Source organism: Brevundimonas sp. UBA2416, from assembly GCF_002343105.1.
In the GTDB taxonomy this organism is placed as follows: domain Bacteria; phylum Pseudomonadota; class Alphaproteobacteria; order Caulobacterales; family Caulobacteraceae; genus Brevundimonas.
This window is the reverse complement of record NZ_DDRM01000046.1, coordinates 1-21589: the sequence shown is the minus strand read 5'-3', so window position 1 is coordinate 21589 and position 21589 is coordinate 1. Positions and strand designations below refer to the sequence as shown.

At 68.8% G+C, this 21589-nt stretch carries 21 protein-coding genes; 18 read left to right on the top strand and 3 right to left on the bottom strand.

Annotated features, from left to right (window positions below; all coding sequences use genetic code 11):
• Positions 1 to 16: 16 nt before the first annotated feature.
• The 15 genes from B3E43_RS15135 to B3E43_RS15065 all read left to right on the top strand — a co-directional run bounded on the left by B3E43_RS15135 (position 17) and on the right by B3E43_RS15065 (position 16518).
• A complete protein-coding gene (locus B3E43_RS15135) occupies positions 17 to 1147 on the top strand; it encodes an AI-2E family transporter (RefSeq protein WP_292030979.1) in 1131 nt (376 codons plus the stop codon).
• A 320-nt stretch (positions 1148 to 1467) separates the two neighbouring features.
• Positions 1468 to 2307 carry an outer membrane protein gene (locus B3E43_RS15130; protein ID WP_292030978.1) on the top strand — a complete coding sequence of 280 codons (840 nt, stop codon included), beginning with the start codon at positions 1468 to 1470 and terminating at the stop codon, positions 2305 to 2307.
• Between the two features lie 204 nt (positions 2308 to 2511).
• Positions 2512 to 7377 (top strand): NAD-glutamate dehydrogenase, encoded by a 4866-nt coding sequence (locus B3E43_RS15125; protein ID WP_292030976.1) that lies wholly within the window; start codon positions 2512 to 2514, stop codon positions 7375 to 7377.
• 72 nt (positions 7378 to 7449) lie between these two features.
• On the top strand, positions 7450 to 7920 hold the full coding sequence (locus B3E43_RS15120) for a universal stress protein (RefSeq protein ID WP_292030974.1): 471 nt from the start codon (positions 7450 to 7452) through the stop codon (positions 7918 to 7920).
• Positions 7921 to 8067: 147 nt separating this feature from the next.
• Positions 8068 to 8625, top strand: a complete 558-nt coding sequence (locus tag B3E43_RS15115; protein WP_292030972.1) for a NifU family protein — start codon at positions 8068 to 8070, stop codon at positions 8623 to 8625.
• A 137-nt stretch (positions 8626 to 8762) separates the two neighbouring features.
• On the top strand, positions 8763 to 9338 hold the full coding sequence (locus B3E43_RS15110) for a helix-turn-helix domain-containing protein (protein ID WP_292030970.1): 576 nt from the start codon (positions 8763 to 8765) through the stop codon (positions 9336 to 9338).
• A 72-nt stretch (positions 9339 to 9410) separates the two neighbouring features.
• A complete protein-coding gene (locus tag B3E43_RS15105) occupies positions 9411 to 9800 on the top strand; it encodes a helix-turn-helix domain-containing protein (RefSeq protein WP_292030969.1) in 390 nt (129 codons plus the stop codon).
• A 25-nt stretch (positions 9801 to 9825) separates the two neighbouring features.
• Positions 9826 to 10512 (top strand): tRNA (adenosine(37)-N6)-threonylcarbamoyltransferase complex dimerization subunit type 1 TsaB, encoded by a 687-nt coding sequence (gene tsaB, locus B3E43_RS15100; protein ID WP_292030967.1) that lies wholly within the window; start codon positions 9826 to 9828, stop codon positions 10510 to 10512.
• Positions 10509 to 10940 (top strand): GNAT family N-acetyltransferase, encoded by a 432-nt coding sequence (locus B3E43_RS15095; RefSeq protein WP_292030965.1) that lies wholly within the window; start codon positions 10509 to 10511, stop codon positions 10938 to 10940. The genes tsaB and B3E43_RS15095 overlap by 4 nt, the downstream gene beginning before the upstream one ends.
• Before the next feature lie 28 nt (positions 10941 to 10968).
• Positions 10969 to 11451, top strand: a complete 483-nt coding sequence (locus B3E43_RS15090) for a Fur family transcriptional regulator (RefSeq protein ID WP_292030963.1) — start codon at positions 10969 to 10971, stop codon at positions 11449 to 11451.
• Positions 11452 to 11514: 63 nt separating this feature from the next.
• Positions 11515 to 12912, top strand: coding sequence for a tRNA (N6-isopentenyl adenosine(37)-C2)-methylthiotransferase MiaB (gene miaB, locus B3E43_RS15085; RefSeq protein ID WP_292030961.1), 1398 nt, complete (start codon positions 11515 to 11517; stop codon positions 12910 to 12912).
• Positions 12902 to 13897 (top strand): PhoH family protein, encoded by a 996-nt coding sequence (locus tag B3E43_RS15080; protein WP_292030959.1) that lies wholly within the window; start codon positions 12902 to 12904, stop codon positions 13895 to 13897. The genes miaB and B3E43_RS15080 overlap by 11 nt, the downstream gene beginning before the upstream one ends.
• A complete protein-coding gene (gene ybeY, locus B3E43_RS15075) occupies positions 13894 to 14355 on the top strand; it encodes an rRNA maturation RNase YbeY (protein WP_292030957.1) in 462 nt (153 codons plus the stop codon). The genes B3E43_RS15080 and ybeY overlap by 4 nt, the downstream gene beginning before the upstream one ends.
• Positions 14330 to 15940 (top strand): apolipoprotein N-acyltransferase, encoded by a 1611-nt coding sequence (lnt, locus tag B3E43_RS15070; RefSeq protein WP_292030954.1) that lies wholly within the window; start codon positions 14330 to 14332, stop codon positions 15938 to 15940. Before ybeY ends, lnt begins: the two co-directional genes overlap by 26 nt.
• Positions 15941 to 16101: 161 nt before the next feature.
• Entirely contained in the window at positions 16102 to 16518 is a 417-nt protein-coding gene (locus B3E43_RS15065) for a helix-turn-helix domain-containing protein (RefSeq protein WP_292030952.1), read from the top strand.
• Positions 16519 to 16540: 22 nt separating this feature from the next.
• Here B3E43_RS15065 and B3E43_RS15060 read toward each other — a convergent pair whose 3' ends face one another.
• The gene (locus B3E43_RS15060) at positions 16541 to 17068 is read right to left on the bottom strand and encodes an S-type pyocin family protein (protein WP_292030950.1); all 528 of its coding nucleotides are present in this window, start codon (positions 17066 to 17068) and stop codon (positions 16541 to 16543) included.
• Between the two features lie 123 nt (positions 17069 to 17191).
• Between B3E43_RS15060 and coaBC the strand changes: the two genes are divergently transcribed.
• From coaBC to B3E43_RS15045, 3 genes are all read left to right on the top strand, one after another.
• A complete protein-coding gene (coaBC, locus tag B3E43_RS15055) occupies positions 17192 to 18418 on the top strand; it encodes a bifunctional phosphopantothenoylcysteine decarboxylase/phosphopantothenate--cysteine ligase CoaBC (RefSeq protein WP_292030948.1) in 1227 nt (408 codons plus the stop codon).
• A 12-nt stretch (positions 18419 to 18430) separates the two neighbouring features.
• Positions 18431 to 18880 (top strand): dUTP diphosphatase, encoded by a 450-nt coding sequence (gene dut / locus B3E43_RS15050; protein WP_292030946.1) that lies wholly within the window; start codon positions 18431 to 18433, stop codon positions 18878 to 18880.
• Between the two features lie 74 nt (positions 18881 to 18954).
• Entirely contained in the window at positions 18955 to 19311 is a 357-nt protein-coding gene (locus B3E43_RS15045; protein WP_292030944.1) for a hypothetical protein, read from the top strand.
• Between the two features lie 14 nt (positions 19312 to 19325).
• On the opposite strand, the gene dapB is transcribed toward B3E43_RS15045, so the two are convergent.
• Positions 19326 to 20075, bottom strand: coding sequence for a 4-hydroxy-tetrahydrodipicolinate reductase (gene dapB / locus B3E43_RS15040; RefSeq protein ID WP_292030942.1), 750 nt, complete (start codon positions 20073 to 20075; stop codon positions 19326 to 19328).
• Between the two features lie 67 nt (positions 20076 to 20142).
• A complete protein-coding gene (gene dnaJ, locus B3E43_RS15035) occupies positions 20143 to 21330 on the bottom strand; it encodes a molecular chaperone DnaJ (RefSeq protein ID WP_292030940.1) in 1188 nt (395 codons plus the stop codon).
• Positions 21331 to 21589: the final 259 nt, after the last annotated feature.

Here is a 21589-nt window from a genome sequence, read left to right as displayed (position 1 = left end):
CCTTGACCATATGCCGATGAAACCGCCCCTGATCGTCCCGACGTCCACCGTCTCGCGCAATGCCGTGGTGCTGATCGCGACCATAGCCGCGGGGGCGGCCGTTTACTGGCTGCGTGACATCCTGACGCCGTTGGCCATGGCGATCTTCCTGCTGATCATGATCGACGGGCTTAAGCGCTGGATCGAGCACCGGACGCCCGTCCCGGAGCGCTGGGCCGGACTGTCCGCCCTCATCGTGGTGATCCTCGGCTTCCTCGCCTCGATCGCCATCATCGTCCAGGGCGCGCGCGGATTCTTCACCCAGGCCTCGGAAGATACGGTGCTGCTGGGGCCGCGGCTCGACCAGATTCTCGCCGACACCTACCGGTTGTTCGACATGCCCGGGGCCCCGACCGCCAGCGAGCTCATCGGCCGGATCGATGTGTCCACCTATTTCGCCACCGTCGCGATGCAGGCGCAGGGCGCGGTCACAGGCGCCATTTTTGTCATGATCTATCTCGGCTTCCTGATGGCCTCGCAGAGCGGCTTCCGTCGCAAGCTGGTCGGCATGTTCCCGGACCGGGGGTCGCGCTCCGAGGCCATGGGGGTTTTCCAGAGGGTGCGCGGCGGCGTCGAGGGCTATCTCTGGGTCCAGGCCGTGACCGGCGTGCTGATCTGCGCCGTCGCCTGGGTGCTGATGCGGGCCGTCGGTCTTCAGAACGCCGAGTTCTGGACCTTCGTCATCTTCGTGGTCGGCTTCATCCCGGTCCTGGGCGGGGCGGTCGCCGGTCTGGCCCCGCCGTTGGCGGCCCTGGTGCAGTTCGAAAGCTACTGGCCGGCCCTGATCCTTCTGATCGGGCTCCAGGCCATCCTCTTCATCAGCGGCAATTTCCTCCAGCCGCGCATGCAGGGCGACAATCAGAATATTGATCCGGTGGTGGTGCTTCTGTCGCTGGCGCTCTGGGGCCACCTGTGGGGCGTCGTCGGCATGTTCCTGTCGACGCCGCTGGCGGTCATGGCCATGGCGGTGCTGGCCGAGTTCAAGGGCTCGCGCTGGATGGCGATCCTCCTGTCCGGGGACGGCGAACCCTATGCCGACGAGGACGACAGCCCGCCGCCGAAGGCGAGGCGGGGCCGCGTCAACCCGCCGCAGTCCACGGGCGGCTGAGCCGCATTCCCTGCCCTTGATTGGCCACAACCGGCGCCTATTTCACACCTGTCGCCGCGGCCCCTCCCCTCCCCCCAGGCTGCGGCAGACAGATCGGCGCCAACCCTCCCCCTCCTGGGCGCCGGTCCCAAGCAGGCCGCCGAACGCAAGTTCGGCGGCCTTGTCTTTTCCGGAACAGAGGTCGCGGTTTCGGCGCCACAGGCCGGGTTCAAGGCCGCTGCCGACGGTTCCGGCGGGAACAGGCGACGCATCGCCTGCGTTAGCGGCGGTGGAAGGGCGAACCGCGGGTGTTCCGCGCCAGCTCGAAGGATACCTCCCTGATGATGAAGACTATTTCCGCCGCGTCCCTGACGCTGCTCCTGGCCGGCGTGGCCTCCCCCGCCCTGGCCCAGTCTGCTCCCGACTGGAGCGGACCCTATATCGGCGTCTACGGCGGCGTGACGGAGAACAATGAGGTCGCCGGCGAAGACCTGATCTTCGACCGCGATTTCGACGGCGACTTCGACGACACGGTGGTTTTGAACGGCACCACCAACGACGCTTTCAGCCCCGGCTCCTGCTCGGGCAGCGCCCTGGGCCAGGCCTTCGCCAATGGCTGCGATATCGACCCGACCGGCGTCGAGGCCTCTGTGCGTCTCGGCTACGATATGCAGTTCGGCTCTTTCGTGGTCGGCGTCGTCGGTGAGCTGAGCGCCGCCGATCTCGAGGATTCCGTCACCGGATTCAGCACGACCCCGGCAGCCTATGTCTTCACCCGCGAGCTGGAAACGATGGCCGCCCTGCGCCTGCGCGCCGGCTTCGCCACCGGTCCGGCCCTGATCTACGTCACCGGCGGCGGCGCCATGGCCAAGCTCGAGAACAGTTTCCGTACCACCAACGGCGCCAACAGCTTCACCGAAATCGTCAACGAGGATGAGGCCGACGGCTACCAGCTCGGCGCCGGCGTCGAATGGCGTCTGGCCCCCAACCTGTCGCTGACCGGCGAGTATCTGTTCACCAACCTGCAGCCGGACGACCATGTCATCCGCGTCGGACAGGGAACCGCGCCCGCGACCAACCCCTTCATCCTGCCGCCCAACACGGTCGGCACGGACATGATGCGCGCCAATGACCGCATGGAGCTCCATGCGTTCAAGATCGGCATGAACGTCCGCTTCTGACCCGGCGATCCGGTTGATTGAAGACCGGCGCGACGCCGGCCCCGGAAACGGGGCCGGCGTTGTCGTTTGGGGGTTCCCGTCGCACGCGGGACGGCCTAGTCAGCGCCCGTCGGACGGACCCCTTGCCGAAGTGGCGAAGCGGCCTAGTCTGACTCCCATCTCCGGCGACCCGTTTGAGAGGTCGCGTCCACAAGAGACCTGCCCATGTCCGGCGAAACGGCCCCCGCCCACCCTCAGGCAATCACCCTGGAGGCGTTGGAGGCCCACTTCGACCAGCTGTCGCCCGGCGCGCCGGGCGGCCCTGCCCGGGATTTCCTGCGCCAGGCCTGGGAAGACTATGCGGCCGACGAGACGCCCGAGCTGGGCGGGCACGACATGGCCAACCTTCTCGCCCTCGCGTGGCGGGCGGCCGAGGGCCGTGCGCATGGCGAACCGGCGCGGATCACCCTGTCGCCGCTGCATGGCGCGGACGGGTCGCCGCTGGGTTACGACGTGCTCTTCGTCATCCAGGACGACCGGCCGTTCCTCGTCGACAGCGTGATGGGCGAACTGGCGGACGCCGGCGTGACCGTCCGGTCGATGTACCACCCGGTCACGGACGAGGAGGGCGGGCGCGAGTCCATCATCATCGTGGTTATGGACCCCCTGCCGCAGGAGCGACGCGACGCCCTGGGCGAAGGTCTGGTCCAGACGCTCAACGACGTGGCCAGCGCGGTCAACGGCCACGCCGGCATGGCGGCCCTGATGCATCGCTCGATCACCCATCTGGAGGCGCACCCGCACGGCGTCGCTCCCGATGTGCTGGCCGAGAACCTGGCCTTCCTGCAATGGCTCCAGGCGGATCATTTCGTCTTCCTCGGCGCGCGAGACTACGATTATCCGCGCAGCAAGGACGGCGGCTACGAGGCCGAGGCGCCCCTGTCCCAGTCGGGCGTCGGTCTGGGCGTGCTGGCCGATCCGGAACGCACCGTCCTGCGCCGCGCCAACGAACCGGCGGTGCTGACGAAGTCGATGAAGCGACAGCTGGACCTGTCCGAGCCGGTGACCGTGGCCAAGGCCAACGTCCGGTCCCGCGTCCATCGCCGGGCCTACATGGACTATATCGGGGTCAAGCGGTTCGGAACCGATGGGCGTCCCTCAGGCGAGACCCGGTTCGTCGGCCTGTTCACGGCGGAGGCCTATGACAAGACCGCGACCCAGGTGCCTCTGGTCCGCCGCAAGGTCGCCAATGCCCTGACCCGCGCGGGCAAGGTGGCCGGCAGCCACAGCGAAAAGCGGCTCAGGAACATTCTTGAGAACTATCCCCGCGACGAACTCTTTCAGATCGACGAGAACGAGCTGCTTGGGATCGCGCTCGGCATTCTGCATCTGCATGACCGTCCGCGGATAAAGACCTTTACCCGTCAGGACCCGTTCGACCGTTTCGTCTCGGTGCTGGCCTTCATCCCGCGCGAGCGGTTCGACGCCTCTGTTCGGGAGCGGATCGGCAATATCCTTGCCAAGGCCTGGGGGGGACGTCTTTCGGCCTGGTACCCGCAGCTGTCGGACCAGCCGCTGGTCCGCATCCACTACATCATCGGCGTGACCCCGGGTGATCATCCGTGCCCGGATCAGGCCGCGCTCGACGCCGAGATCACCGAGGCCGGGCGCAGCTGGGTCGACCGCTTCGAGAGCGCCCTGCGCCGGGCCGATGTCGATGATGTCGCCGTCGGGCCACTGAGCGCCAAATGGGCCGAAGCCTTCGGCGCCGGCTATCGCGACCGCTATGACGCCACCGAAGCGGTGCTCGATTTGCAGGCCGTCGACGCGCTGAACGACAGCGGGCTGAACGACGGCGGCGAGCCGGTTGCGGTGCGGGCCTTCCGTGTCGAGGGCGAGGGGTCGCTCAATTTCCGCTTCAAACTCTATCGCCGCGGCGCGGCGGTGCCGCTGTCCGACGTGCTGCCGATCCTCGCCGACATGGGTCTGAAGACGCTTGAGGAATGGGGCCATGCCCTGCGCCCGACCGGCGAGCCCGAAATCCATGTCCATGAGTTCCTCATGGAGGATCCGCGTGGGGGCGATATTCAGTTCGCCGATGTGAAGGGCCCGTTCGAAGCGGCCTTCTCGGCGGTATGGACCGGTCGGACCGAAAGCGACGGCTTCAACCGGCTGGTGCTGGAGCTGGGCGTCCACTGGCGCGAGGCGGCGCTGGTGCGGACCCTCGCCCGCTATCGCCAGCAGACCGGCCTCGACCCCAGCCAGGCGGTGCAGGAAGAGGCACTGCGGGATTATCCGGCGGTCGCGCGCGGGCTCCTGGCCCTGTTCGCCGCGAAATTCGACCCGGCTGCGGGCGGCGACGCGGCCAGCCGCGAGGCGGCGGTTGGCAAGCTGGTCGCGAAGATCAATGACCTGCTGCAGGAGGTGAAGAGCCTCGACCACGATCGCGCGCTGCGACGGATGGTCCTGCTGGTGCAGGCGATCAAACGCACCAACTACTATCAGACCACCGCCGACGGGGCGCACAAGGCGCACATCTCGATCAAGATCGCCTCGCGAGAACTGGCCGACCTGCCCCTGCCCAAGCCGTTCCGCGAGATTTTCGTCTGGGCTCCGCATATCGAAGGCGTCCACCTGCGCTTCGGCCCGGTTGCGCGGGGCGGCCTGCGCTGGTCCGACCGCCGCGACGACTTCCGCACCGAGGTTCTGGGGCTGGTGAAGGCCCAGCAGGTCAAGAACGCCGTCATCGTGCCCGTCGGCTCCAAGGGCGGCTTCTTCCCCAAACATCTGGCGGCCATCGTCCGCGCCGGGGGCGACCGCGACGCCCAGCAGGCCGAGGCCATCCGCGCCTACAGGACCTTCCTGTCGGGCCTGCTCGACATCACCGACAACATCGACAAGTCCGGCGCCGTCACCCATCCGCAGAACGTGGTCCGGTTCGAGGGCGACGACCCCTATCTGGTCGTGGCCGCCGACAAGGGCACGGCGACCTTCTCGGACATCGCCAACGGCATTTCGGCCGACTACGGCTTCTGGCTGGACGACGCCTTCGCCAGTGGCGGATCGGTCGGCTACGACCACAAGGTCATGGGCATCACCGCCCGCGGCGCCTGGGAGGCGGTCAAGCGCCACTTCCGCGAGATGGGCAAGGACATCCAGTCCGAGCCCTTCACCGTGGTCGGCGTCGGCGATATGTCGGGCGATGTGTTCGGCAACGGCATGCTGCTGTCGAAGGCGATCAAACTGGTCGCCGCCTTCGACCACCGCGACATCTTCATCGACCCCAACCCCGACCCGGCCTCCAGCTGGGTCGAGCGCGACCGGATGTTCAAACTGCCGCGCTCGTCCTGGCAGGACTACGACAAGTCGAAGATTTCAAAGGGCGGCGGCGTCTTCCCGCGCTCGGCCAAGTCGATCGAGCTGAGTCCTGAAATCAAGGCCGTGCTCGACATCCAGGAAGACGTCGTCGATCCGGCGACCCTGATGAAGGCCATTCTGCTGGCCCCGGCCGAGCTGCTCTATTTCGGCGGCATCGGCACCTATGTGAAGGCGCCGCACGAGACCGACGCCCAGGTCGGTGACAAGGCCAATGACGCCATCCGGGTCGACGGCGGCGAGCTGCGCGCCAAGGTGATCGGCGAAGGCGCCAACCTGGGCCTGACCCAGGCCGGACGCATCGCCTTTGCGATGAGCGGCGGCCGGATCAATACCGACGCCATCGACAATTCGGCCGGAGTCGACAGCTCCGACCATGAGGTCAACATCAAGATCTTGATCGGAGCCGCCATCGCCTCGGGCGCCCTGAAGACCGGCGATCGCAACGCCCTTCTGGCGTCCATGACCGACGAGGTCGGCCTGAAGGTCCTGGCCCACAACTACGATCAGACCCTGGCGGTGTCGCTGCAGGAGGACGACGGCGCCGGCGCCCTCGATTCCCAGCAACAATTCATGCTGTGGCTGGGCGCCAAGGGCAAGCTGGACCGCAAGGTCGAGGGCCTGCCCGACGATGTGAAGCTGGCCGAGCGCAAGCTGGCCGGTCAGGCCCTGACCCGGCCCGAGCTGGCCGTGCTGACGGCCTATTCCAAGCTGGAACTGTTCGACGACATTGTCAGCTCGACGGCGCCGGACGATCCATTTTTCAAACAGACGCTCGTCCGCTACTTCCCGGCCCCGCTGGCGAAGTTCGAGGCCGACATGCAGCGCCACCGCCTGCGCCGCGAGATCGTTTCGACAATCCTGTCGAACGAGATCGTCAACATGTGCGGCCCGACCTTCCCGGAGCGCCTGCGCCAGTCGGCCCGCTGCGATACGGCCGCCATGGTTCTCGCCTTCGAGGCGGCGCGCCAGATCTTTCGGCTCGACCAGGCATGGGACGAAGTCTCCGCCCTCGACCTGAAGATTCCTGCCGAGGCCCAGACCGCCCTGTATCAGGAGATATCGATGGTCCTGCGTCGCCAGACCTTCTGGCTGGCGCGCCGCGCGGTTCGACCCGGTTCCACCGTTGAGGCCCTCATCGCCGCCTATCAGCCGGCGGCGGACGCCCTGCGCGCGGTCGGCGGCTCTGTCCTGTCCCGGTTCGAACAGGGCCGTCTCGAGGGGCGCGTCCAGACCTTCGTCGGCCTTGGCGCCCCCGAGGCCATGGCCCGCAATGTCGCCCTTCTGCGGCCTCTGGTGGCGACGGCCGACATCGGCGACCTGGCGCGTCAGGCGGGCTGGCCGGAGCCGGTCATGGCCACCCTGTATCACCAGGTCGGCGCCGCCTTCGATTTTGATCGGCTGCGGGCCGGCGCCGGGGCCGTGCCCTCCGTCGATCATTTCGACCGGCTGGCCGTGCGTCGCCTGATCGAGGACCTGATGGTCGAGCAGATGACCCTGACCCGGGCCGTGGCCGCGGAATCGACGGTCTCCGCCGGTTCAGACGAGGCCGCCGCCGAAGCGGCCGTCGATGCCTGGATTGGGCCGCGCCAGAGCATTGTGGAGGGTCTGCGCGCCTCGATCGATGAGATCGTGGCCTCAGGTTCCGGCTGGACCTTCGCCAAGCTGACCATCGCCAACAGCGTCATCCGTGAGATCGCTTCGTCAGCGGGCTGAGTGGTCCTGCAGGGCCGCCGCTTCGCGCTTGCGACCGGGTTCTGCTAGCGTACCCGGCTGAGGGAGAGGCTGATGCCGCGCAAGTTTCTGGTGGTCGTCGACGACAGTCCGGAGTTTGAGACGGCGCTGCGGTATGCCGCGCGGCGGGCCCGGTCGACCGGCGGCCGCGTGGCTCTTTTGCGCGTCATCCCCGCTGCGGCGTCTGACGCCCACTGGGCCGGGGTGCGTGAGGAGATCGAGCGCCAGACGCGGGTCGAGGCCGAAACGTCGCTGAACAAATGGGCGGGAGAGGCGGCGGAGCGGTCCGGCGCGACGCCGGTGTTGCTGATCGAACGCGGCGAGCCCCAGGACGCCATCCGCAAGGTCGTCGGCGAGGATGCCGAGATCAAGATCCTCGTGCTCGCGGCGAGCAGCGGCGGGCGCGGGCCGGGACCGCTGGTCTCTGCCGTGGTCAAACAGGGCGCGTCCTTCACCGGGCGCAAACTGCCGGTGACCATCGTGCCGGGCGAGTTGACTGAGATGGACATCGAGGATCTGGCGTGAAGAAAGCGGCTCGTGACCAGCGACTAGTGGTTGGCCGGTCGGGCCGGGTGACCTGCTTTCGAGCCCTGACGCTGCTGTCGCCAGCCACTAGCCACTAGCCACTCCTCAGGTCTTGAACCCACCGCTCTGCGAGCGCACTTACCCGCCATGTTCATCCAGACCGAACCGACCCCGAATCCCAACGCGCTGAAATTCCTGCCCGGGCGGGATGTGTCATCCGATCCGCGTGACTTCGTGAACCGGGATGAGGCCGCGGCATCCCCGCTCGCCGAGGCTCTGTTCGAGCTCGAGGGCGTGACCGGAATCTTCTTCGGCTACGACTATATTTCGGTCACGCGTCGCCCCGACGGTCCCGACTGGCCGCAGATGAAGGCGCCCATCCTCGCGGTGATCATGGATCACTTCGTTTCGGGCGCGCCGCTGATGCGCGACGGGACGACGTCCGACAATGCCGCTACCGGCGAGGACTCCGAGATCGTGATCGAGATCAAACAGCTGCTGGACAGCCGTGTGCGCCCCGCCGTGGCCCAGGACGGCGGCGACATCCTGTTCGACGCCTTCAACGAGGAGACGGGCGTCCTGACCCTGCGGATGCGCGGCGCCTGCGCCGGCTGCCCCTCGTCCTCCGCCACCTTGAAGGCGGGGGTCGAGCAGATGATGAAACACTACATCCCCGAAGTGACCTCGGTTGAGCAGGTGATCTGAAGCGCCAGCCCGACGCCGTTCTGCACAAGGCGTTGTGATGCACCAGTATGCCTCGGCGCGTGACGAGCGTTGACACCCCAACACCCTGAAACGAATCCGTCCTCGCTTCCGGACGGCGACTGCGCCATCATCACTCCATGCCCCGGTTCCAGAGCGACAACGACGCGCGGCGTCTCGGCGAAGCCCTCGCGGCCCTGCGCCGCGACCGCGCCCTTTCCCAGGCAGAGGCCGGTCGTCGTGCGGGCATGACCAGCCAGGGGTGGGGCCTGTATGAGACCGGCAAGCGCTCCGGCCTGTATCGTCCGGATGTCCAGCGCCGCCTGACCGCCGCCCTCGACGCCACGCCGGAGGATCTGCTGTTCCATCAGGGACCGGCGGCCCCCGGCATGGCCAGCGAGGGGCGCGCCTTTGTCCATGCGCCCAAAATCCCCACGAGGGCCGCCCCGCGTCGGCTGCAGTTGTCCAATGACGATCTCGCGCCCTGGGCCGCCTCGGGTGTGGTTGTGGAGTACGAACCCGGCCGCTGGCCCCGGCGCGATCAGGGCTGTGTGATCGAGATGGCGGACGGCGAGGTCCGGGTCCGGATTTATGAGGGCGCCGACGCCGGGGCGCTGACCGTGCGGGGGGGTTCCGGGGGCCTGACAGCGCATGAGCGGATCGCCCGGTCAGACACCCGGGTCGTCTCCGCCGTCACAGCCCGGCTGGAACTCTGATGAAACGAATTGATTGCAACGTTTTCGTTTCCATGAAACAGTCTTCTCCTGAGAGGGAGGCGGCGGACGACCATGGCGAGGATCGGCGGACGGGACGAGATCGACGCCTATGTGGGGGCGCGGATCGGGCTGCGGCGCTCGGCGCTCGGCCTGTCCCAGAGCGCCCTCGCCCAGCAGCTGGGGATCAGTTTCCAGCAGGTGCAGAAATACGAGACCGGCCAGAACCGTATCTCCGCCTCGCGCCTGCACCGGGCGGCGACGGTTCTGGGGACCTCGGTGGAGACCTTCTTCCCGCCGGTCGAGACGGCCCGCGGCGCGGCGGACGAGGGGTGGGAGACGCTGCGCTTTCTCACGGCCACCGTCGACGGTCGGTCGGTGGCCTCTGGTTTTCCGTTGATCGAGGATCGCGACGTCCGGCGGGCGGTGGCGCGCATCGTGCGGGCGCTGGCGCGAGGCGACTGACCGCGCCGGGTACGGGGGCCGCGGCATGAAATTGATGGTCGTCGATACGGCCCTGGGCCTGTGCACCGCCGGCGTGTTCGAGGTGGATGGCGCGGGCGTGCGCCGGCTCGGCCTGCGGTCCGAGCCGATGGTGAAGGGCCACTCCGAACGCATCGCCGGATACGCCCGCGAGGCGGCGGCGCAGGCGGGCCTGGCGTTCGCCGACCTCGATCGCATCGGCGTGACGGTCGGCCCGGGCTCGTTCACGGGCCTGCGTGTCGGTCTGGCCTTCGCCCAGGGGCTGGCCGCGGCGCTGGACCGGCCGGTGGTCGGCGTCTCGGCCCTGGACGCCCTTGCGGCTTCGGCGGGCGAGGGGGCGACGGTCGCAGCCCTGATCGATGCCCGGCGCGGCCAGGTCTATGCCCGGTTCTGGCGCGGCGCTGCGCCGGACGGGCCGGCGGAAGCCCTCTCGATCGACGCGGCGGCGGCCCGAATCCCGAGCCTGGGGAGAGACGCCGTGCTGGTCGGCTCCGGCGCGGCCCTGTTCACCGATGTCGCAGCGGGAAGGACCGTCCTGACCCTGGAGGGCCCGGCGCCCGAAGCCCTCGCGCGGCTGGCGGCGCTGGCCGATCCGGCTTCCGCCCTGGCCCGTCCGCTGTATCTGCGCGCCCCCGATGCGACGCCGCCCACCCGCCTGCCGGGCCAGGCCCGCGGCCCGGTCCGGGCCCCGTGACCGCCGCCGCCGCGGCTGTGCGTCTGGCCGAACGCCACGCGGCCGCCTTCGCCGCGCCCTGGGACGCCGCGGCGTTTGAGGCCCTGCTGGGTCAGGCAGGGGTCTTCGTCATCGAGGAACCCGACGGCTTCATTCTACTGCGCGCGGTCGCTGATGAGGCGGAAATCCTGACGCTTGCGGTTTGTCCGTCGGCGCGACGTCAGGGCCTCGGCGCCCGGCTGGTCAGCGAAGGCGCGAGAGCGGCGGCGGCGCGTGGCGCTGTACGACTGTTTCTCGAGGTGGCCGATGACAACGCCGCCGCCCTGGCCCTCTACGCTCGCGCGGGCTTCGCAGAGGCGGGGCGGCGGCCCGGCTACTACGCCCGGCCCGGCGGCGACCGGCAGGACGCGCTGATACTGGCTCTCAACTTGCCGGCGGCGCTTCCCTAGCGCGGACGGCCCGCCTATCCTGTCGGCCATGGACCGGATCGAGAGACTCTGCGCCGACCGCGGCATGCGCATGACCGAGCAGCGGCGGGTGATCGCCCGCGTGCTTTCCAGCGCCGACGACCACCCGGACGTCGAGGAACTGTACCGACGCGCCTCGGCCATCGATCCGCACATTTCGATCGCCACCGTCTATCGCACCGTCCGCCTGTTCGAGGAGGCCGGCGTGGTCGAGAAGCACGATTTCGGCGACGGCCGCAGCCGGTATGAAGAGGCTGGCGATGACCACCACGACCACCTGATCGACACCCGCACCGGCGAAGTCATCGAATTCTTCGACGCCGAGATCGAACGTCTGAAGACCGAAATCGCCGAACGGCTGGGCTTCGAACTGATCGGTCACAAGCTGGAGCTCTACGGCAAGGCCATCGCCGGCGCGGAGCCATCCAAGCGCGAGGGCCTGATCTTCACCCGCCACGCCCACCGCGTCGATCCGGACAAGCTGGATATCTGATCCGGCAGCCGCGCCCCGGGTTCCGGTAGCCTGTCCGACCCCGGCGCGCTAAACACGCCGTCCATGACAGAAACCCTCGTCCCGCCGCAGGACGGACCGGCCGCGCCCAAGCGGCTGTTCATCAAGACCTACGGCTGCCAGATGAACGTCTATGACAGCGAGCGCATGGCCGATGTGCTGCGCCCGCTCGGCTATGCCACGACCGATACGGCCGAGGGCGCCGACTTCGTCATCCTCAACACCTGCCATATCCGCGAGAAGGCGGCCGAGAAGGTCTATTCCGAACTGGGCAAGCTGCGGGAGATGAAGGACGCGCGGTCGGCGGCGGGGCAGGGGGGCATGACCATCGCCGTGGCCGGCTGCGTCGCCCAGGCCGAGGGCGAGGAGATCATGCGACGGCAGCCTGCGGTCGATCTGGTGGTCGGACCGCAGGCCTATCATCAGCTGCCCGAGCTGCTGACCCGCACGGCGCGGGCGCGGGGCGAGCGGATCGGAGCCGACTTCGCCCCGGTCGACAAATTCGACGCCCTGCCCGGAACGCGCGGGGTCGACGGCCCGACCGCCTTCCTGACGGTGCAGGAGGGTTGCGACAAATTCTGCACCTTCTGCGTCGTGCCCTACACCCGGGGGGCCGAATGGTCGCGACCGGTCGCGGCGGTGCTGGCCGAGGCCCGGGAGCTGGCTGAGAAGGGCGTGCGCGAGGTCACCTTGCTGGGCCAGAACGTCAACGCCTATGACGGGGAGGGGTCGGACGGCGCGCCCTCGACCCTGGCCCGGCTGGCCTGGGCGCTGGCCGACATCCCCGGCATCGACCGGATCCGCTACACGACCAGCCACCCCAACGACATGAGCGACGACCTGATCGCAGCCCATGGCGAGCTTGAGGCCCTGATGCCCTGGCTGCACCTGCCCGTGCAGTCCGGTTCGGACCGCATACTGCGGGCGATGAACCGCAAGCACGGGCGGCAGAAATATCTCGACCTGATCGACCGCGTCCGGTCGGCGCGTCCTGACATCGCCCTGTCCGGGGATTTCATCGTCGGCTTCCCCGGCGAGACGGAAACCGATTTCGAGCAGACCATGGATCTGGTGCGCCGCGTTCAATACGCCTCGGCCTTCTCCTTCATGTATTCGCCGCGTCCCGGTACGCCGGCGGCCGGCATGGCGGGTCAGGTTCCGGCCGCTGTCGCGCGCGACCGTCTGCACGCGCTCCAGACCCTGTTGTGGGAGCAGCAGACGGCCTTCAACGCCGCCATGGCCGGGCGGACCATGGATGTGCTGTTCGAAAAGAAGGGCCGTCACGGCGCCCAGGCCATCGGCCGCTCGCCCTGGCTGCAATCGGTCCATGTCGACGACGCGGATCATCTGATCGGCCGGATCGTTCCGGTGGAGATCGTACACGGCCAGCAGAATTCCCTGAAGGGTCGGCTGGTGAAGCAGAAGGCCGTTCATGGCGCGTGAGAGTGAGTTCCTGGCCCTGGGCGATACCGCCCTTCGCGCCGTCATCGGGCCCAACAGCCGGCACCTGGCCCTGATCGAGGACCGGTTCAAGGTTCTGGTCGAGACGCCCGGCGGCGGTGTGTCGATCAATGGCTCGGCGCGCGACCGCGCCCAGGCCAAACGGGTCATCGAGACCCTGGCGGACCGCGCCGACGCCGGCGCCGAGATCACCGAGGCCGATGTGCGCACAGCCCTGGGCGCCGCTGTGGCCCAGCCGCGGGCAGGGCAGGGGAGTGTGGCCCCTGACGCCATCGCCCTGCCGGTCGGACGGCGCGGCGCCATCGCCCCCAAGACGGCGGCCCAGGCCAACTATCTGTCGCTGCTCAGCCAGTGTGAATTGACCTTCGGCGTCGGCCCGGCGGGCACCGGCAAGACGTTTCTTGCGGCAGCCTACGGCGCCTCATTGTTGCGGCGGGGGCAGGTGGACCGGCTGGTCATCACTCGTCCCGCTGTCGAGGCGGGTGAGAAGCTGGGCTTCCTGCCGGGCGACCTGAACGAAAAGGTCGATCCCTACCTCGCCCCCATCTGGGAGGCCTTGAACGACATCCTCGGTCCCGACGATGTCCGCCGCCGGCGCGACAAGGGCGAGATCGAGGCCGCGCCGATCGCCTTCATGCGCGGCCGGACCCTGGCCCACGCCTTCATCATCGTCGACGAGGCGCAGAACACCTCGCGGCTGCAGATGAAGATGGTTCTGACGCGGCTGGGCGAGGGCGCGCGGATGGTGGTGACCGGCGACCCGTCGCAGGTCGATCTGCTGAACCCGCGTGACTCGGGCCTGAAACACGCCCTGCGCATTCTCGAGGATGTGAAGGGGGTCGGGGTGCAGCGGTTCGAGGCCCAGGACGTGGTCCGCCATGCCATGGTCGAGCGGATCGTGCGCGCCTATGACGCCGACGCGGCCAGCCGCCGGCCCGCCGCCGACCTTGAGGATCCCGACTCGTGATCGAGGTCGAGGTCGAGGATGAAGCCTGGACCGCCGCCCTGCCGGACGCCGTCGCCCTGGTCGAACGGGCGGCGACGGCGGCGCTGGCCGGAGTTGAAGGCGATGTTGTCGTCCTGCTGACCGACGACGCGGCGGTGCGGGACATCAACGCCCGTTTCCGCGACCGCGACCAGCCGACCAATGTCCTGTCCTTCCCGGCCGCCGAAAGCGCCGCGCCGCATCTCGGCGACTTGATGCTGGCCTTCGGCGTGTGCGCGCGCGAGGCGGCGGCGCAGGGCAAGACCCTGGCCGACCATCTGACGCATCTGACGGTCCACGGCGTGCTCCACCTTCTGGGTCGGGACCATGTCGATGAGGCCGAGGCCGAGGCGATGGAGGGCGAGGAACGAACCCTGCTTGCCAGCCTTGGCGTCGCGGACCCATACAGGCCCCATGAACCTCCTCACGGCGACGCTTGACGACGACGGCCCGCGCGCGCGGCTGATCCTGCGTTTCGGCCGCATCGGTCTGGCGCTGGCGGCCGGGGCTGCGGCGGCGCTGGCGCATCCGCCGTTCGGCGTCCTGCCGGGCCTGCTGGGCTATGCGCTGCTGATGTTCCTCGCCGAGCGGGCGACCTCGGTGCGCGGCGGCTTCTGGATGGGCTGGCTGGCGGGCTTCGCCTATTTCTTCATCAGCTGCTGGTGGGTGGCCGAGGCCTTTCTGGTCAATCCGGCCCAGGCCTGGATGGCGCCCTTCGCAGCTTCGCTCCTGCCCATCGGTCTGGGCCTGTTCTGGGGGACGGCCACGGCCCTGTACCGCCGCTTCCTGCCCGGCGGGGTCAAGCGGGCGCTGTTCTTCGCCGCCCTGTTCTGCCTGCTGGAATGGCTGCGCGGCCATGTCCTGACCGGTTTCCCCTGGAATCCCGCCGGGGCCAGCTGGAGGGCCGGGTCGGCGGCGTCCCAGTTCGCGGCGGTGGCGGGCGTCTACGGGCTCAGCTTCGTCACCGTGGCGGCGGCGGCTGCGTTCGGGCCTCTGTTGGGCGCCGGTCCGCGCAAGGCCCGCATCGGCGCGGCCGTGCTCGGAGGATTGGTCCTTGCGGGGCTGCTGATCGGTGGCGCGGTGCGGCTGTCGCGGGCGGAGCTGGCCCTGACCGACACCGTGGTGCGCATCGTCCAGGCCGACGTCGACCAGGAGTCCAAATGGACCCCCGAGGCCTATCGCGGCATCGTCGATCGCTATGTCAATCTGACGGCCCGACCCGGGGCCTTGGTCCCCGACCTGATCATCTGGCCCGAGGGAGCGCTGCCGGCCTCGGCCAATCAGGTGTTCGCGCCCGGCTCGCCCGAGGCTGTCGCCATCGCCCGTGCGGTACAGCCGGGGCAGAGCCTGATCGTCGGTCTGGGCCGTGGTCTTCCCGACCCCTCGGCGCCGGAAGGCGCGCGCTATTTCAACAGCCTCTTTGTCCTGACGGACCAGGGCGGCGACGGGCTGAACATCAGCGCGGTCTATGACAAGTACCGGCTGGTGCCGTTCGGCGAATACCTGCCGGCAGGCGGCCTGCTGGGGGCCCTCGGGGTGCGCAGCCTGACGCACATGCCCACCGATTTCAGTCCCGGCCCCCGCCCCGCGCCCATCGACATTCCCGGCGCGCCGCGGGCCCAGCCCCTGATCTGCTACGAGAGCCTCTATCCGGGTTTCACGCCCGGCGGGGCCGGCCGCCCGGAGTGGATCGTCAACATCTCCAACGACGCCTGGTTCGGCCGCAGCTCCGGTCCGCTCCAGCATCTGAATCTGGCCAGCTATCGCGCCATCGAGACCGGGTTGCCGGTGGTGCGATCCACGCCGACCGGTGTCTCGGCCATGATCGATCCCTGGGGTCGGGTGATCGGCGACCAGCGACTGGAGCCGGGCGAGAGCGGCGTCATCGACGCCCGCCTGCCCCGGCCGACGGCGCCGACGATCTACGGACGGTTCGGCGACCTGCTGTTCTGGCTGGCGGTGCTTGCGGGGCTGGGGATCGCCGCGCCTTGGGACAGGGTGTTCGGTCGCCGAATCACCACCTGATTTCCTCCGGAATCGGCCTGATTCACGCCATGCGAGAGAGCTAGAACCGGTTACGCAACCCCTGCTGGGCGGGGCGCCGCCGTTTTTGCATTTTTTGGTGACAGGGACCAATCGCAAGCGCATTCAGACTTGGCGGTAAGCAACCGAAGGACGAACGGACGATGGCGAGAGGCAAGGGCGAGGATGGTCCTCATCCCGTGGACCGGCATGTGGGGCGGCGCGTTTGCGAAAAGCGTCTCGCGCTCGGTTATAATCAAAGCGATCTCGGGCGCGCGCTCGGCCTGACCTTCCAGCAGATCCAGAAATACGAGAAGGGCGCCAACCGCGTCTCGGCGTCCAAGCTCTGGGACATCGCGCGCTTCTTCAAGGTCGATATCGGCTATTTCTTCGAAGGCCTGACCGGCGCCCAGATCGCGGGCATGGCCGAAGGTAGCGGCTCTTTCGAGCACGACTTTCCGGCCACGCGCTACACCATCGAAATCAGCCGTCTGGCGCCCCAGCTGTCTACCCGGCAGCAGAAGCTGGCCCTGGAGTTGATCCGGGACATGGCTGACCGCAAGGAGACGGACGAGGACTGATCTCCCGTCCGGCCCGGTCCCCTTATTCCTCCGACGATCCCGCGCGCCGCCGGCCGAAAGTCGGCGCGGCGTCCTTCTGCTCGGCCCAGTAGGCCGCGCCGTCGCGTGGCTTGAACATCGTCTTGGGCACGCCGTCCCGCGACACCACCGCAAAGGTGTTGGTCGAGGCCTGATACAGCAGCACATCACCATTGGGCCGCTCGACCCGGTCCGTCCCCGCGGGCGGGCGCGCGGTGAAGGCCTGAACCCTGGCCAGATAGTCCTGGGGCGTCGCCGCGCCGAAATCGGCCCCGTTGCGCTCGAAAAGCCGGGTGATCTTGGCATCGACGGTTTCGCGTCGATTGGCGGTCAGCGCCGGCCGGATCGTTTCCGAAGCGCCCTCGCCGGCCACCGCCGCGGTGCCGGTCGAGGCGGCCGGGGCCGCCTCCGCTCCCTCCGCCGCCCGATCGCGCGTCTCGACGGCCGACCCGCCGTTGCCGCATCCGGCCAGTCCCAGTCCGAGGCCCAGCAAGCCCGCGGCCATCCCAGCAAAACCCTTGTTGGCGAACACGAATCCCTCCCATGGTTGAAACCCGCCAAGGTGGAGATAACCACAGGTCATGTGTTCTTGCAATGTTCCATATCGGCTCGGGTTCTTCTCGACGCCGCCCGGCCGCATCGCTAGATCAGCGGCATGACCACGCCCTCGCTGTCCGGACGCAAGATCCTGCTGATCGTCGGCGGCGGCATTGCCGCCTACAAGGCGCTGGAGCTCGTTCGCCTGCTGAAGAAGGCCGGCGCCGAGGTCATGAGCGTACTGACCGCGGCGGGCGCCGAGTTCGTGACGCCGATGTCCCTGGCCGCCCTGACCGGCCAGCCCGTGCGCCAGAACCTGTTCATGCCCGAGGACGAGACGGCCATGGGCCATATCGAGCTGTCGCGCTGGGCTGATCTGGTGGTCGTGGCGCCTGCGACCGCGGGGCTGATCGCCAAGGCGGCCAACGGCATGGCCGACGACCTGGCCTCGACCACCCTGCTCGCTACCGACAAACGGGTGCTGCTGGCCCCGGCGATGAATGTGCGGATGTGGCTGCACCCGGCGGTGCAGGCCAATGTCGAGCTGCTGAAGGGCTTCGACGGCTTCCACGGCATGGCGGTGGTCGGGCCGGACGACGGCGAAATGGCCTGCGGGGAGTTCGGGCCGGGCCGAATGGCCGAGCCGGCGGCGATCCTGTCGGCGATCGAGGGCCTGCTTGCGGGCCCCAATGGTCGGCCGCTGGCTGGACGCAGGGCCGTGGTCACCGCCGGACCGACCTTCGAGCCGATCGACCCGGTGCGCGGCCTGACCAACCGCTCCAGCGGCAAACAGGGCTACGCCATCGCCGAGGCCCTCGCCCGGTTGGGCGCGCAGGTGACGCTGGTGTCGGGACCCGTGGCCCTGGCCGCCCCGGTCGGCGTCGAACGGGTGTGGGTCGAAACCGCGCGCGAGATGCTGGCGGCGGTGGCGGCGGCCCTGCCGGCCGAGATCGCTGTGATGAGCGCCGCGGTGGCCGACTGGCGCGTCGACGGCGTCGCCTCGGGCAAGATCAAGAAGGCGCCCGGCGGCCCGCCGTCGCTGTCCCTGATCGAGAACCCCGACATCCTCGCCGGCATTTCCGCGCCCGGAAAGAAGCGGCCGAAACTGGTCGTCGGCTTCGCCGCGGAGACGACCGACCTCGAAGCCAACGCCCGCAGCAAGCTGTCGCGCAAGGGCTGCGACTGGATCGTCGGCAACGACGTGTCCGACGACGTCTTCGGCGCGGACGGCAATACGGTCACCCTGTTCACCCGCGACGGCTCGGCCGAGACCTGGCCGCGCCAGTCCAAAGCCGAGGTGGCGAGGAAGCTCGCCGCGAAAATCGCCGACCATTTCAAAGCCTGAGAGCCTGTCCGCATGACCACCGTCCGCGCCGAACGCCTGCCCCATGCCGAAGGCCTGCCCCTTCCGGCCTATGAAACCGGCGGCTCGGCCGGGATGGATCTGCGTGCGGCGGTCGCCGAGGACGCGCCGCTGACGCTGGCGCCCGGCGCGCGGGCGCTGGTTCCGACGGGGCTGAAGATCGCGCTGGAGCCCGGTTTCGAAGCCCAGGTGCGGCCGCGCTCGGGTCTGGCGCTGAAACACGGCCTGACCTGCCTGAACTCGCCCGGGACCATCGACAGCGACTACCGCGGCGAAGTCGGGGTCATCCTGATCAACCATGGACAGGAGCCCTTCGTGGTCCGCCGCGGGGAACGCATCGCACAGATGGTCATCGCCCGGCACGAACAGGCGGCCATGGTCGAGGTCGCGGCTCTCGACGAAACCGCGCGCGGGGCGGGCGGTTTCGGCTCGACGGGACGTTAAGCGGAGCCATTCTCGCCGACCGGCGTTAACCCTGTGACCGGCCAAGCTTGGGCCGCACTCAGGAGGTTGGCGTAATGCTAGATTCGATCGGCGCGTTTCTCACCGGCATCTTCGGCCTCGCCCAGGGCGGGTTCGACACCATCAACCAGGTCACCGGTCTGGTCATCGCCGTGATCGCGACCCTGATGATGCCCGCCTGGAGCCGGCTGTGGGCCACGGCCCTGGGGTCGGCCTTCGTCTTCATTCTGGTGGGTCTTGTGCGGCCCATGCTCGATGGCGGCGCCTTCGTGATGCCGGCGCTGCTGACGATGAGCTTCTGGATGACCGTTCTGGCGCTGTTTCTGGGCTTCGCCGTCGTGATCGCGGTGATGTTCTTCATCAAGTCGCTGTTCGTCGGTCGCGGTCACGGCCGCCACAGACACGCGCACTGACTTTCGGCAGGCCGTCAGGCCTGCCGGAACCCCAGCACATCCTGCATGTCGTAGAGGCCGGGCTTGCGGCTGCGGACCCAGGCGGCGGCGGCGACGGCGCCGCGGGCGAACAGGGACCGGTCGATGGCGGAGTGGCTGAGGGTCAGGGTCTCGTCCTCGGAGGCGAACAGCACGGTGTGCTCGCCGATGACGCCCCCCGCGCGCAGGGAGGCGAAGCCGATCTTGCCCGCTTCCCGCTCGCCGGTGATGCCGTCCCAGGGGGCGGTCCGGACGTCGGCCAGATCGACGTCGCGACCGTTGGCGGCGGCTTCGCCCAGCATCAGGGCTGTACCTGACGGCGCGTCGACCTTCCGGCGGTGATGGGTCTCGAGCACCTCGATGTCCCAGTCGGCCGCGTCGAGCCGCTGGGCCGCGTGTTCCACCAGCCCGATCAATATGTTGACGCCGAGCGAGAAGTTTCCGCTGCGCACGATGGCGATCTTCTCCGCCGCCTTGTGGATGTCGGTTTCCTGCTCCGGCGTCAGACCCGTCGAGCCAATGACGAGGGCCGGCCCGCCGCGTTCGGCGCAGGTCCGGGCCAGTTCGACCGAGGCGTCCGGGGTCGAGAAGTCGATGATCACGTCGCACAGCGACAGGTCGGGCGTCTCGCCGCGGTCGAAGCGGGCGGCGACGACGACGTCCTCGCGGGCGTCCAGAACGGTCGAGACGGCCCGGCCCATCCGGCCGCGCGCGCCGGAAATGCCGGCGTGGAAGATGGCGCTCAACTCAGACCCCTGTCAGTTCGCGGACATTCTGGCGCTATTCGGTAGCGCCGTCATCCTTGGCCGACGACTACTGCGGCGCTTCGGATCCGAGGATGTCGGCCCAGAAGCGTTTGGCCTTGCCGGCGAAGGACGAGTTGCGCGGCGTCTGGCTCTCGCCGAGCGAGGCGGCCAGCTCCTGAAGCAGCTCCTTCTGGTGGGCGGTCAGGTCCGTCGGCGTCTCGACGAACAGTTCGACCACCAGATCGCCGCGGTTCTTGCCGTTCAGATGCGGCATGCCCTTGCCCTTGATGCGGACGGTCTTGCCGGTCTGGGCCCCGGCGGGGACGCTGACGGGCGCCCGGCAACGGCCGTCGCAGGCTTCGGAGGTCAGGCAGGGCGCGTCGATCTCGCCGCCCAGGGCCGCCGTGGTCATGGGCACGGGCACGGTGACCAGCAGGTCGAGATTGTCGCGCTCGAACAGTTCGTGGGGCGTGACCGAGATGAAGACATAGAGGTCGCCGCGCGGACCGCCGCGCGTGCCGGCGTCGCCCTCGCCCGACAGGCGGATGCGCGAGCCGTCGTCGACCCCGGCCGGGACCTTGAGCTGCAGTTTGCGGTTCTTGCGCACCTGGCCGTGGCCGGCGCAGGCGGTGCAGGCGTCGGCGGCCGCCAGACGGGAGCCCTGACCACCGCAGTGAGGGCAGGTCCGCTCGACCTGGAAGAAGCCGTTGGCCGAGCGCACGCGGCCTTGTCCCTGGCAGGTGGTGCAGGTGGTCGCCTTGGCGCCCTTCTTCGCGCCGGAGCCGTCGCAGGTCTCGCAGGCGGCGGTCGTGGGTACGGCGATCTCGACGTCGGAGCCCTTGTAGGCCTGCTCCAGGGTGATCTCGAGGTCGTATCGCAGGTCCGAGCCGCGACGCGGCCCATGCTGGCGCGCCCCGCCGCCGGCGCGGCCGCCGAAGACATCGCCGAAGGCGTCTCCGAAGACCTGGGAGAAGATGTCGTTGACGTCGGTGAAGCCCTGGCCCTGGCCTCCGAACCCGCCCTGTCCGCCGCCCACGCCCGCGTGGCCGAACCGGTCATAGGCGGCGCGCTTCTGGTCGTCCGACAGGACCGAATAGGCCTCGGAAATTTCCTTGAACCGGGCCATGGAGTCGTCGCACCCGCCGTTGCGGTCAGGGTGGTGCTGCATCGCCAGCTTGCGATAGGCGGCCTTCAGACCGGCGGCGTCGATGGTCCGCTCGACCCCCAGAACCTCGTAATAGTCACGCGTCGCCATGCGGCGTTCGTCCTCTTACCCTTGCCGAAGGTCCGCGCCTCTTGCTGGGCGGCGACCGGACGGCTGACCGGGCTGACATGGGCGCCCGGCCGAATGATGCAAGTTTCGTGAAACGGCCCATTCCTCCCCCAAGCGAAGCGCAGGGGGAGGGGGACCATCCGAAGGATGGTGGAGGGGCTGCTTCCGTCGCGCGGTCCCTTTCAGGAACACGCCCGGAGCAGCCACCCCCTCCACCGCTTCGCGGTCCCCCCCCCCCCCC

Excerpts from the sequence above, each read along its gene's own strand:
- B3E43_RS15125 (WP_292030976.1), top strand. The coding sequence starts at position 2,512 with ATGTCCGGCGAAACGGCCCCCGCCCACCCTCAGGCAATCACCCTGGAG.
- B3E43_RS15130 (WP_292030978.1), top strand. The coding sequence starts at position 1,468 with ATGATGAAGACTATTTCCGCCGCGTCCCTGACGCTGCTCCTGGCCGGC.
- miaB (WP_292030961.1), top strand. The coding sequence starts at position 11,515 with ATGACAGAAACCCTCGTCCCGCCGCAGGACGGACCGGCCGCGCCCAAG.
- B3E43_RS15065 (WP_292030952.1), top strand. The coding sequence starts at position 16,102 with ATGGCGAGAGGCAAGGGCGAGGATGGTCCTCATCCCGTGGACCGGCAT.
- B3E43_RS15135 (WP_292030979.1), top strand. The coding sequence starts at position 17 with ATGAAACCGCCCCTGATCGTCCCGACGTCCACCGTCTCGCGCAATGCC.
- dut (WP_292030946.1), top strand. The coding sequence starts at position 18,431 with ATGACCACCGTCCGCGCCGAACGCCTGCCCCATGCCGAAGGCCTGCCC.
- coaBC (WP_292030948.1), top strand. The coding sequence starts at position 17,192 with ATGACCACGCCCTCGCTGTCCGGACGCAAGATCCTGCTGATCGTCGGC.
- dnaJ (WP_292030940.1), bottom strand. The coding sequence starts at position 21,330 with ATGGCGACGCGTGACTATTACGAGGTTCTGGGGGTCGAGCGGACCATC.
- B3E43_RS15105 (WP_292030969.1), top strand. The coding sequence starts at position 9,411 with ATGGCGAGGATCGGCGGACGGGACGAGATCGACGCCTATGTGGGGGCG.
- B3E43_RS15115 (WP_292030972.1), top strand. The coding sequence starts at position 8,068 with ATGTTCATCCAGACCGAACCGACCCCGAATCCCAACGCGCTGAAATTC.
- B3E43_RS15045 (WP_292030944.1), top strand. The coding sequence starts at position 18,955 with ATGCTAGATTCGATCGGCGCGTTTCTCACCGGCATCTTCGGCCTCGCC.
- B3E43_RS15110 (WP_292030970.1), top strand. The coding sequence starts at position 8,763 with ATGCCCCGGTTCCAGAGCGACAACGACGCGCGGCGTCTCGGCGAAGCC.
- B3E43_RS15080 (WP_292030959.1), top strand. The coding sequence starts at position 12,902 with ATGGCGCGTGAGAGTGAGTTCCTGGCCCTGGGCGATACCGCCCTTCGC.
- B3E43_RS15090 (WP_292030963.1), top strand. The coding sequence starts at position 10,969 with ATGGACCGGATCGAGAGACTCTGCGCCGACCGCGGCATGCGCATGACC.
- B3E43_RS15120 (WP_292030974.1), top strand. The coding sequence starts at position 7,450 with ATGCCGCGCAAGTTTCTGGTGGTCGTCGACGACAGTCCGGAGTTTGAG.
- lnt (WP_292030954.1), top strand. The coding sequence starts at position 14,330 with ATGAACCTCCTCACGGCGACGCTTGACGACGACGGCCCGCGCGCGCGG.
- tsaB (WP_292030967.1), top strand. The coding sequence starts at position 9,826 with ATGAAATTGATGGTCGTCGATACGGCCCTGGGCCTGTGCACCGCCGGC.